Genomic DNA, 11,792 nt, shown 5'->3' with positions numbered 1-11,792 from the left:
TTCATGAGCTGAACTGCTCTGGTGCCCTTCATGCAAGATGATGAAAATACCTGCCACGACTCAGGTGCCGAGATGGAATTGCCGGATGGCGTTTTTCCGCCGATGTCTGGCTATACCCACGAAGATCTGTCTGCGGTTGCCCAGATTGCTACTCAGGCTTTCCTGGAAGCACAGGGTGTTGACCCTGGCCTGATTCGAGAAACCATCATTGCACTGGTCTCTCATCTGTACGCCAAGTTCGAAAAGCAGGGTGTCGAGTTCCAGATCGCGACGTGGTATGAGAAACCGTATGACAACCTGGACAGGCGTAAGCGCTGCGTCACCAGCATGGCTGAAGAGTTCGGAGTGCTTGCACTGCATGCTTCGGCGGACGCTTTGCGAGGCTCGCCACTCATGGCCAGGGGGCGTGAGTTCTGGGAACCACTCATCGACCAGGCCGGGTTTGCAATACGTGATCACATTCTGAAGTTGAATGCGGACTGATCCGACGTATGTTCATAGGGACACGGCATGAGTGATTCATTGCACGTCACGGCGCACTTAGATGGTACTGGCAGCAACAAGGACATGGCCAGCCCAAGGCTACCCACACCAATGCTGCCCGATTTCGAGCGCTGTACGACGCTGACATTAATCCGCCACCCTGTGCCAGACTTCGCCGGTGGGCATGCTAACGACAGGCGGATCAAAGGAGGTGGCAGATGGATCACAACTGGGGTGCGGGCAGGCGCGGTGGCGGCCTGGATGGCGGTTATACCGGGTCCCTGGACCATGCGATCTCCAACTTGCATGTCGGGCGCAGCCAGGGGCGGCAAGAAGGGCGCAAGGAGGGCTTCGATGAAGGGCATTCCCACGGCTACTCGCAAGGCTGGGATGCGGGGGCGGCGTGCGCCAATGAAAAACTGGAGCCGCTGAGGGGGCATCTACGGCAGTATTTCGAGGAGGCAGTGCAGCTCAGGGCCGTTGTCGAGCGCCAGGAGACAATGATTGACCTGATGTACCAACAACTCTCCCAAGTCGCGAAAGCGGGCAAGCACGCCGAGGGCGGACAGACGACTGGAATGTCAAAAGCGTTTGAGGCGTTGCAGAGCACCAATGACCTGTTGCAGGCAAGGGTTGAGGTCATGGATGAGCATTATGCAGCAGCGCTCGAGCAATCCAGGCTGCGAGACCAGCAGTACAAGCGCAGCTTGGTGTTCATGCAAGCAATGCAAGGGGTTCTTGAAGAACTTGTCGCCAACGATACCCCCGAGGCACTGCACATCCGGCAGCGTTTTGTTGAGCGTTACCAGGATCAGGTTGCCCAGGGTTTACGAGACGGGGATATCCAGATTGCCCCGGAACTGGACGAGGTATTCCAGAAACTATTGCCCGAAACCAAGCAATTCATTTTGAGGATGCAGCATTCCGTCGCCCCGGGGCAGGATGCTGACGGCCCCTAACCAATGCTTTAGGCCCTCAGGCAGGGGCAGCACTTATCGAGGGTCTTCGGGCGCCCGACACGTGCCTTCTATCACGCCCTGCCGCGGCATGGAGAAATTACAGCTCTCGCCTTCATGGCGGCTGGCGCACGAACGCTAAGCAGAGATTGGCTGTCGACGCTCCCAATACCACACCTGATGCGATTGCGAGCTTTATTGAGGAAGACGAAGAGTAGGGCAGGCAGTTGTTGGTGAGTTGGTGCTGTATTTTAGCCTCTGATGAATGTCCGCAATGGGTCGTTAGCAGCCATCCACGACCGACCGCTATCGACCCGTTGCTGCCGGTGAGCCGAACAGCAATCTCTGTGGGAGCGGGCGCGCCCGCGAAGAATCAAACGCGGAGACTGGCACCGGCTGCGCCGGTGTTCGCGGGCACGCCCGCTCCCACAGAGTGCGCATGGCACTCACGACATCAGTTTTTTCAGTGTCCGCTCTGGGTCGTTTGCTGCCGGTCGTAGATGACGGCTTTCGACCCAAAGCGAACACTGATCCAAAGCTCTGTAGTCAGTGCAGGCCTCATCGCCGGCAAGCCGGCTCCCACAGGAATATCACCAGCCTTAAGGCATGCGCTGTACTTGTGGGAGCCGCGCTTGCCGGCGATGGGCCGCGAAGCGGCCCCGATTACAGATGTCCGCTTCGAGTCGATAGCTGGATGGGCGGGGCTGAAAATTGGCTGCCTACACATTGCTCTTTCTGAACGATGCCGAGAGCAGATGGGGGCATTATCGGGCTTGTATCAACTGGATTTTTCACCGTTTGCCCATTCGCCACCAAGTGTTTTGTACAAGGTCACCCGGTTGGTCTGTTCTGTCAGTTTCAGGTTGATCAGCGACTGCTGCGCCGAATACAAAGAGCGCTGGGCGTCGAGCACGTCCATAAAGCTTTCCGAGCCTTCCTTGTATAGGGCCAACGAGAGCTGATAAGCGGTGTCGGTAGCGGCGGTCAGGCTGCGCTGGGCATCAAGGCGCTCATTGATATGACCACGCACTGATAGCGCATCGGCCACTTCGCTGAACGCGGTCTGGATCGTCTTCTCGTAGGTCGCCACTTCGATTTTGCTGTTGACCTTGGCTGCATCCAGGCTGGCCCGATTGCTGCCTGCGTTGAAGATCGGCAGGTTGATCGAGGGGGCGAAGCTCCATGCGCCACTGCCGTCTTTGAACAACCCGGACAGCTCGCTGCTGGCGGTGCCGCCGCTGGCGGTAAGGGTAATGCTCGGGAAAAACGCAGCCCGAGCCGCGCCGATATCAGCATTGGCCGCCTTCAGTGAATGCTCAGCGGCCAAAACGTCCGGGCGACGCTGCAGCAGGCTCGAGGGCAGGCCCTGCGGCACGCCCACCAGCAGTGTGGTATCGAATGGCTGGTCGCCTGGCAGCAGCGTGTCGCTCAGGCGTTCGCCGACCAGCAGTTCGAGGGCGTTACGGTCCTGCTCGACCTGGCTGGCATAATTGGCCGCATCGGCCCGGGCGGACTCGACTGTACTGCGCGCTTGCGCCAGGCTCACCCCGGACTCTCCGCCCAGTCCATGGCTCTGCTGCACCAGAGTGTAGGTTTTCTGCTGGCTGGCATAGGTGTCATTTGCCAGCTTGAGCAGTTGCTGGTCGGCGGCCAGGGTCATCCAGGCCGTCGCGACCTCGGCTACCAGACTGAGCTGCGTGCTGCGGCGAGTTTGCTCCAGCGAAAGGTACTGCTCCAGCGCAGCATCCTTGAGGTTATCCAGGCGGCCAAACAGGTCCAGCTCATAGCTGCTGACGCCCAGGCCGACGCTGTACTGGCTGCTGACCGCCGAGCTGCCGTTGGTCACGCTGCGCTGTCGGGTACCTTCGGCAGTTGCCGAAACTGCCGGAAACAGCTCGGCGCGCTGGATGCGGTACTGCGCCCGCTGGTATTCGACATTCAATGCGGCCACGCGCAGGTCTCGGTTGTTGGTCAACGCCAGCGCCACGGTATCGCGTAGGCGGGCATCGGTGAACAGCGATTTCCAGTTGATATCGGCGCTCGTGGTGCTTGCGCTGGTGGCGGTTGGCCACTGCTCGGCTACCGGTGCTGCCGGGCGCTGGTAGTCGGGTGCGAGGTTTACGCAGCCAGTAAGAACCAGCGCCAGCAACAAGGGGGACAGACGCATCACGCTTCTCCTGCAACAGTATCGACAGTGCTGGCGCCTCGGCCGGCCAAGCGCTGCACAAGGGCGTAAAACAACGGGATGAAGAACAGGCCAAGCAGGGTGGCGGCGAGCATGCCACCCAGCACGCCGGTGCCAATTGCTTTTCGTCCACCGGCCCCGGCGCCGCTGCTCAGTGCCAGCGGCAGTACGCCAAGGATGAATGCCAGCGAGGTCATCAGTACTGGCCGCAGGCGAATGCGCACGGCCTCCAGGATGGCAGTGATGAGGTCCTGGCCGCGCTCGTATCCTTCTTTGGCGAACTCGACGATCAGAATGGCGTTTTTCGCCGTCAAACCCACCGTGGTCAGCAACCCGACCTGGAAGTAGACATCGTTGGCCAGGCCGCGCAGGCCCGTCAGCAGCAGCGCGCCAAGGATCCCCACCGGCACCACCAGCATCACCGCAAAGGGCACCGACCAGCTTTCGTACAGCGCCGCCAGGCACAGGAACACGAACATGATCGAGATGGCATACAGCAGGGGGGCTTGGGTACCCGCCATACGTTCCTGGTATGACTGCCCGGCCCAGGCGTAGCCGATGCCGTCAGGCAATTGCGCCATGATCTGCTCGACTGCCGTCATGGCCTCGCCGGAGCTCACGCCACTGGCCGGCTCACCTACCAGTTCGTACGAGCCGAAGCCATTGAAGCGCTCCAGTAACGGCGAAGCGGTACTCCATGAGGTGTTGGTGAATGCCGACAACGGCACCATGGCATCACTGTCGTTGCGCACATACCAGGCGCCGATATCCTCGGCCAGCATGCGCTTGTCGGCCTCGCCCTGCAGGTAGACTTTCTTCACCCGGCCGGCGTCGACGAAGTCGTTAACGTAACTGCCGCCCATCACGGTGCTGAGGGTGTCATTGATATCGCTGGCGGAAACACCCATGGCACCGGCCTTGCGGTCGTCGATGGCGACGTTCAGCTGGGGCGTGTCTTCCAGCCCCTGAGCACGAACGTTGGCCAGGCGCGCGTCTTTGGCCGCCAAGGTAAGGAACTGATCGCGGGCCTTGAGCAGCTCGGCGTGACCGAGGCCAGCCAGGTCCTGCAACTGCACATCGAAGCCTGAGCTCTGACCCAAGCCTTGGATAGCCGGTGGGGCTATGACGAACACATTGGCATCAAGGATCTTTGCCAGCGCCATGTTGGCCCTTCGTGCCACCGCTGTGGCGCTGTGTTCGTCGCCCTGGCGTTCGCTCCAGTCCTTGAGTTTGATGAAGGCTCGCCCCGAATTCTGTGCGTTACCGCCGGTGCCCAGGCCGCGCACAGTGAGGATCGACGCCACCTCCGGTTGTTGCAGCATGTATTCCTGAACCTGACGGTTGACCGCTTGCAAGCGCTCGTCGGTGCCGCCCACCGGCAGGGTCATCTGCATCATCAGCATGCCCTGGTCTTCCTCAGGCAGAAAAGCCGTGGGCAGTTTCTCGAACATCAGCGCCACGCCACCCAGCAGCAGTACGTAGACCAGCAGGCCGCGCAGCGGACGCGCAAGTACATTGCCGACACCGCGCTGGTAGCGCTGTGAGGTACGGTCGAAGGTACGGTTGAACCAGCCGAAGAAGCCACGCTGCGTTGTACCGTGGGCCGTCACCGGCTTGAGCAGGGTGGCACAGAGGGCCGGGGTCAGGGTCATCGCCACCAGGACAGACAAGGCCATGGCTGCTACCAGGGTTACCGAAAACTGACGGTAGATGATCCCGGTTGAGCCGCCGAAGAAGGCCATCGGGATGAATACTGCCGAGAGCACCACGGCAATACCGATCAGCGCGCCGCTGATCTCGCCCATCGACTGGCGGGTCGCCTCACGCGGCGACAGGCCTTTTTCGGCCATGATGCGCTCGACGTTCTCCACCACCACGATGGCATCGTCAACCAACAAGCCGATCGCCAGCACCATGCCGAACATGGTCAACGTGTTGATCGAGTAGCCGAGCATCGCCAATACGCCGAAGGTGCCGAGCAACACCACTGGTACGGCAATGGCGGGGATCAGCGTGGCGCGCAGGTTCTGCATGAACAGGTACATGATCAGCACTACCAGGGCGATGGCTTCGAACAGGGTCTTGACCACCTCCTCGATGGAAATCTTCACGAACGGCGCGGTGTTGTAGGCCACCTCGCTACGCAGTTGCAGCTTGCTAGGGAAGAACTGCTCCAGTTCGGCCAACTTGGCTTGCACCGCTTCAGAAACGTCCAGTGCGTTGGCGCCGGTGGCCAGGCTCACCGCAAGGCCGCCGGAAGGCCGGCCATTGTGCTCGGCGACCACGTCGTAGCTTTCGCTGCCCAGCTCTACCCGGGCCACGTCGGCCAGAGTCACCATAGCGCCGGCACTGTTGGACTTGAGAACCAGGTCGCGGAACTGCGCGGCGGTCTGTAGCTTGCTGCGGGCGTTGATGGTGGCGTTGAGCTGCTGGCCGGCGCGGGCAGGCAGAGCGCCCAACTGGCCGGCCGAGGTGTCGACGTTCTGCGCTTCCAGCGCGCCGCTGACGTCCGAGGGCATCAGCGCGAATTGCTTGAGCTTGTCCGGGTCGAGCCAGATGCGCATGGCGTAGCTCGAACCGAGGGTGGTCACATCGCCGACGCCGCTGACCCGGCTGATCTGGTCATACAAGGTGCTGGAGATGAAGTCACTGATGTCGGTGGCGGTCACATCAGGGCTGTCCGATACCAGGGATACGATGATGAGGAAGTCGCTGGCCGAATTGTTGATCTGGATACCCTGCTGCTGCACGGTATCGGGCAGGCGCGCCTTGGCCTGCTCCAGCTTGGTCTGCACCTGCATTTGCGCAGTATTTACATCCGTGCCGGCCTCGAATGTCAGGGTGATTTTGGCGCTGCCGGACGAGCTGCTGGTGGAGGACATGTAGGTGAGGCCGTCGAGGCCGGTCATCTGCTGTTCGATGACCTGGGTCACCGAATCTTCCATTGTCTTGGCCGACGCGCCGGTGTAGGTGGCGTTGAGGCTGATCTGCGGCGGGGCGATGTTGGGATACTGCGCCAGCGGCAGTTCGAAGATGGCCAGGCCTCCGCCAAGCATGATCAGGATGGCGATGACCCAGGCGAAGATTGGCCGGTCGATGAAAAAACGTGCCATGGGATGGGCCTCAGTTGCTATCGTTGTGAGCGGTCAGGGGGCTGTTCTGCACCTGCACCCGTTGGCCAACACGCACCTTTTGCAAACCCTCCATGATGACCTTGTCGCCAGCTGCCAGGCCGTGACTGACCCACCACCGGTTGCCCACAGCACGGGCCAACGTCAGCTCATGCTGTTCTACCTTGCCATCGACCACTACCAGGGCGGTGGCGCTACCGCGCTCGTCACGGCTGACGGCCTGCTGCGGTACCAAAATAGCGTCGTTCTGCACGCCTTCCTGCAACGTTGCCTTGATGTACATGCCCGGCATCAGCAGGCCGTCGGGATTGGGCACCACTGCGCGGAACGTCACACTGCCGGTGCTTTGGTCAACGCTGACGCCGTTGAAGGTGAGGGTGCCGGCATGGGCGTAGGCGCTCCCATCTTCAAGTTCCAGGGTCACACGAGCGGCATCCGCCTGCCCGCTGCGTGCCAGCTTGCCTTCGGCCAGTTCGCGCTTGAGGCGTAGCAGGGTGCTGCTTGGCTGGGTGAAGTCGACGTAGATCGGATCGAGTTGCTGTACCGTGGTGAGGGCCGTGGTCTGCTCGGCAGTGACCAGTGCGCCAGGGGTGACCGTGGAAGTGGCTGTGCGGCCATCGATCGGTGCGTTGATGCGGGTGTAGTCGAGGTTGATCTGTGCGGTACGCTGCTCCGCCAAGGCAGACTGCAGGCTGGCACGGGCCTCGAGCAAGGCCGACTGGGCGCTTTCGTTGTCTTCGGCACTGATTGCGTCGAGCTTCACCAGTTGAGCATCACGCTTGGCTTTGAGTTCGGCAGCCCGCAGCGTGGCTCTGGCCGAGCTGACGGTGGCCTTGGCCTGGGCCAAGGTGGCCTGGTAGGACTGCGGGTCAATCTGGTACAGCGCCTGGCCGGCCTTGACCGTGTCACCCTCATTGAACAGACGTTTCTGAATGATGCCGCCAACTTGCGGACGGATCTCGGCAATCAGGTGGGCGCTGGCGCGACCGGGCAGGGTGGTGGTCAGGGCCTGGGCGGCGGTTGTCACTTCATGCACCGCCACTTCCTGTACAGGAGCGGGGGCTGCAGCGGTTTCGGTTTCACCGCAACCTCCCAGGACAAGCAGGCCGGCGCCAAGCAGTAGCGCCCGGGACCAAGGTGAACGTGTATAGAACAGGGAGTGGAATAACGTATGCATCGCAGGCTCCGACCCAATTGATTCAGATGGCCCAAGCGTGCGTGGGAATTGTGCAGCAAATGTGCAGAAAGGATGGAGATTGGCCTGCGCGCCTTGCGGCACTGGAGTTGGCACGCTTCAATGGTGGCAATTCCAATTCACCGGCGGAGCTATGAAAGTCAGCCTTTCGCACAAGTTTTTCTTCGCGATGCTCTTGGTCTGCACTTTCGCCGTGTTGGGCATGGTGTTCGCCGCCTACTTAAGCTTGAAGTATGGCTTTCTCGGCTACCTCAATCAGCAAGCCGAGGAGCGCATGGATCGCATCGTGCCGCGGGTCGAGCAGGCCTATGCGCGTAATGGCAGCTGGGACTTCATCCGTCGCGACAAGGACCAGTGGTTCGAACTGCTGCGCCCGGACGATATCCAGCCGGACAAGACTTTCGACCCCAGCTTGCTGACAGTCTCCGACCTGACTGGCGCGTTCGTGCGCTTCGCCCTGCTCGATGCCCAGCGCCGGCCTATCATCGGCTACCAGGGGCCTGGCAGTGAAATGCTGCTGCGCCCGATCAGGCATCAAGAACAGCTGGTCGGCTGGATGGCCCTTGCGCCGCTGCAGTCGGTGACCAGCGTGGGTGACCGCCGCTTCCAGCTGAACCAGCTGCGCTCCAGCCTGCTGATAGGTCTGGCCTGCCTGTTGGCCACGGGTGTGATCGCCTGGTGGCTTAGCCGTGCCTTGCTGCGCCCGATCCGTGAAGTGGCCAGTGCCACCCATCGCCTGGCTGCAGGTGATTATGAAATCCAGCTGCCGGTGCGTTCGGCAGACGAAGCTGGGCAATTGGCCGGCGATTTCAACCGCATGGCCGCCACGCTGGCGAGCAACGAGCGCCTGCGGCGCGACTTCATGGCCGATATTTCCCACGAGCTGCGCACGCCGCTGGCGGTGATGCGGGCCGAACTCGAAGCCATGGAAGATGGCATTCGCCCGGTCGATAGCAACGGTCTGCGCTCGCTGCAAGGCGAAGTCGGGTCGCTGAGCAAGCTGGTCGACGACCTGTTCGACCTGTCGTTGACCGAAGTAGGTGGACCGACCTATCGTCGCGAACGTATCGACCTGCGGGTGCTGCTGCCGGTGGTGGCCGATGCCTTCCAGGCCGGTTTTGCCGAGCGTGGCCTGGCGTTGCGCCTGGAATTGCCGGAAGAACCGCTGTGGGTGCTGGGCGATGAGTCACGCCTGGGCCAGTTGCTGCACAACCTGCTGGAAAACAGTCGCCGTTATACCGATGCGGGCGGCCACACGGTGCTGCGCGCATTCCAGGACGGCGACCAGGTGCTGGTGCAATGCGAGGACACCGCCCCCGGCGTGGACAGTGCATCCCTGGCGCGCCTGTTCGAGCGTTTCTACCGCGCCGAGCGTTCGCGTAACCGTGCCAGTGGGGGCACCGGCCTGGGCCTGGCAATCTGCCGTGGCATCGCCGAAGTACACGGTGGCAAGCTGACGGCCAAAGCCTCGGCCTTGGGCGGCTTGCTGTTGTCACTCACGCTTCCGGTTGCCGGAGATCAGGCATGAGCCAGATTCTGTTGGTGGAAGATGAACCCAAGCTCGCCGCGCTGGTGGGCGATTACCTGCGCGCCGGTGGCTACCGCGTCGACCACCAGGAGGACGGCCTGGCGGTGATCCCGGCGATTCGCCAGGGCCAGTACGACCTGGTTCTGCTCGACCTGATGCTGCCCGGTCGCGATGGCCTGGATATCTGCCGCGAGCTGCGCGGCTTCAGCCAGATGCCATTGATCATGATGACCGCCAGGGTCGACGAGATCGACCGCCTGCTGGGCTTGGAGCTGGGCGCCGACGACTACATCTGCAAGCCGTTCTCACCACGCGAGTTAGTCGCACGGGTCAAGGCCGTGTTGCGCCGTAGCGGGCAGCAGGCACCGAGCCTAGGCGTGGAGCTCGACACTCGATCATTCCAGGCGCGCTACATGGGGGTGGCGCTGGACCTGACGCCGGTAGAGTTTCGCATGCTTGCGGCACTGGCGGCTCGCCCGGGACAAGTGCTGTCACGCGACCAACTGATGAATCACATCTACCGAGACCATCGCGTGGTCGCAGACCGAACCGTAGACAGTCACGTGAAGAATTTACGGCGCAAACTGTCAGGGGTAACTCCAGGACATGACCCGCTCAGGTCGGTATATGGGGTGGGTTACAGCCTGGAGCTTGAGTAGAACCCGGCCGCCAGCGGAGCGCCAGTGCCAGGCGCAACCGGTTGGGCACAAGGTTATCGAAATCAACTGCTCATCTATTTCATACCTAAATTCCCGAGCGGTTTGGTTGTTACGCCAGACCGGAGCAGATACGAGGGCGCTTTCGACCCGTAGCGGTCATTTTGCCCCACAGCAATCATTGTGGGAGCGGGTTCACCCGCGAACACCGGCACGGCCGGTGCCATCCACCGCGGCGCCTGCTTCGCGGGTAAACCCGCTCCCACAGAGTTCGCGTCGCGCTTACGAAACCAGTTATCTTTTAGCGTCCGTTTTGGGTCGAAAGCAGCCGGTCGTGGGTGACTGCTTTCGACCCATAACAGCCATTTACCGAGAGCGAATTACAACCTGTCGACCAATTCAGCCAAGACAGTTACGCTCGCGTCATTTGCACGGAAGCGTCAATGAAAATGACTTACCTAGGTAGCTGCTTGTGCTCTGCAGTAAGTTTCGAACTAGTCACTGCGCCAAAGGCAGTTACTCACTGCCATTGCAGCCAGTGCCGCAAAGGTCACGGGGCTGCATTCGCATCCTACGGTAGCGTCCCGCGTAGCGACCTGCGAGTACTACGTGGCGCCGATAGCATCAGGACGTATGCGTCTTCACCGACAGTAATGCGCGAATTTTGTCTGGCGTGTGGTTCGACTTTATTCTGGTCACGTTCTCAAGGTGAATATGCCGGCTGGATATCCATAGCGCTAGGAACGCTTGATACCCCCTTCGAGCCGAAGCAGCAGAGACATGTGCACGTCGACTCCGCTGCGCCTTGGTACACACAGGCCAGCATTCGGATCCAGCTCGGCTGACCGACATAGGTTAATACTCGCTATCAACAGGAGCAGCCGATTTGCAACGGACGCCAAGAGCATAAGTGCGCTTGCAGTTGACCTCGTCGTCGCAGCCTGATCAGGTTATGCAAGGTCCTTAGATGCTAGATCGCGACTGATTGGCGGCAGGCGCCTTCGGTGAAGGCACCGCGGTCAGCAGGAGATGAACTACGCTTCTGTAACAACACCGCAGATCGAAGAAACATTGCACAAGGTCGATACGGCCTGATGCTGGTGGTAAGGGACTGGCCATTCTTCGGGACCCGGCACCCTCATCGCCATCACCCGGGGTAGCCTCCGTGACAATCGAACAGCCCCTTACTGCTCTGCTGTTACTTACCCTGCTGTTTGTTGGTTGTACGACACCCACTGTCTCTCACGAACCCAGTCAGGCCTTGCCTGCGAACGATTCGGCGTTCGGTCGTTCTATCCAGGCCCAGGCAGCCCCCCATCGGGGCCAGTCGGGCTTTCGCTTGTATTCCGATAGTGCCGAGGCTTTCGCCGCACGCGCCGAGCTGATTCGCAATGCTCAAAGCAGCATCGACTTGCAATACTACATCGTTCACGACGGCATCAGTACTCGGATACTGGTGCGCGAACTGGCTCTGGAGGGGATGGCACCGGCTCTGAGTTATCACACCCGGCTGGAAAAGAATCAGCTGGTATGGGTCACCGAAGACGATGGCAAGCAACATACATTGACCAAGGAACCGGGGAGTTGGTGGCGACACTTCAACTCCTGGCTCAGCAGCGCGATCGGACTGGAGAAAATGCTATAGCGTGGTTAGATCC

At 60.9% G+C, this 11,792-nt stretch carries 8 protein-coding genes and 1 pseudogene; 6 read left to right on the top strand and 3 right to left on the bottom strand.

The genetic code is table 11. The features are described from left to right. Window positions 1-30 precede the first annotated feature (30 nt). Complete coding sequence (locus tag ABX298_RS25470; protein WP_075045474.1) at window positions 31-483, top strand: hypothetical protein; 453 nt, start codon at window positions 31-33, stop codon at window positions 481-483. A gap of 218 nt (window positions 484-701) precedes the next feature. Further along, window positions 702-1,442, top strand: coding sequence for a hypothetical protein (locus ABX298_RS25465; protein WP_075045473.1), 741 nt, complete (start codon window positions 702-704; stop codon window positions 1,440-1,442). 775 nt (window positions 1,443-2,217) lie between these two features. On the opposite strand, the gene ABX298_RS25460 is transcribed toward ABX298_RS25465, so the two are convergent. The 3 genes from ABX298_RS25460 to ABX298_RS25450 are packed head-to-tail and all read right to left on the bottom strand — an operon-like array spanning window position 2,218 to window position 7,932. Next, entirely contained in the window at window positions 2,218-3,606 is a 1,389-nt protein-coding gene (locus ABX298_RS25460; RefSeq protein ID WP_075045472.1) for an efflux transporter outer membrane subunit, read from the bottom strand. After that, on the bottom strand, window positions 3,606-6,737 hold the full coding sequence (locus ABX298_RS25455; RefSeq protein WP_075045471.1) for an efflux RND transporter permease subunit: 3,132 nt from the start codon (window positions 6,735-6,737) through the stop codon (window positions 3,606-3,608). The genes ABX298_RS25460 and ABX298_RS25455 overlap by 1 nt, the downstream gene beginning before the upstream one ends. 10 nt (window positions 6,738-6,747) lie before the next feature. Next, on the bottom strand, window positions 6,748-7,932 hold the full coding sequence (locus ABX298_RS25450; RefSeq protein WP_286100038.1) for an efflux RND transporter periplasmic adaptor subunit: 1,185 nt from the start codon (window positions 7,930-7,932) through the stop codon (window positions 6,748-6,750). A 151-nt stretch (window positions 7,933-8,083) separates the two neighbouring features. Between ABX298_RS25450 and ABX298_RS25445 the strand changes: the two genes are divergently transcribed. The 4 genes and pseudogenes from ABX298_RS25445 to ABX298_RS25430 all read left to right on the top strand — a co-directional run. Further along, window positions 8,084-9,478 (top strand): ATP-binding protein, encoded by a 1,395-nt coding sequence (locus ABX298_RS25445; RefSeq protein WP_075045469.1) that lies wholly within the window; start codon window positions 8,084-8,086, stop codon window positions 9,476-9,478. Then, the gene (locus ABX298_RS25440; RefSeq protein WP_075045468.1) at window positions 9,475-10,137 is read left to right on the top strand and encodes a response regulator; all 663 of its coding nucleotides are present in this window, start codon (window positions 9,475-9,477) and stop codon (window positions 10,135-10,137) included. Before ABX298_RS25445 ends, ABX298_RS25440 begins: the two co-directional genes overlap by 4 nt. Window positions 10,138-10,577: 440 nt before the next feature. Next, entirely contained in the window at window positions 10,578-10,979 is a 402-nt protein-coding gene (locus tag ABX298_RS25435) for a GFA family protein (RefSeq protein ID WP_075045466.1), read from the top strand. 320 nt (window positions 10,980-11,299) lie between these two features. Beyond that, window positions 11,300-11,602, top strand: a pseudogene (locus tag ABX298_RS25430) (phospholipase D family protein); the annotation flags it as partial. Between the last annotated feature and the right edge of the window lie 190 nt (window positions 11,603-11,792).

Source organism: Pseudomonas sp. X4, from assembly GCF_040784925.1.
Lineage (GTDB): Bacteria > Pseudomonadota > Gammaproteobacteria > Pseudomonadales > Pseudomonadaceae > Aquipseudomonas > Aquipseudomonas putida_Z.
This window is presented reverse-complemented; position numbering and strand designations above follow the sequence as displayed.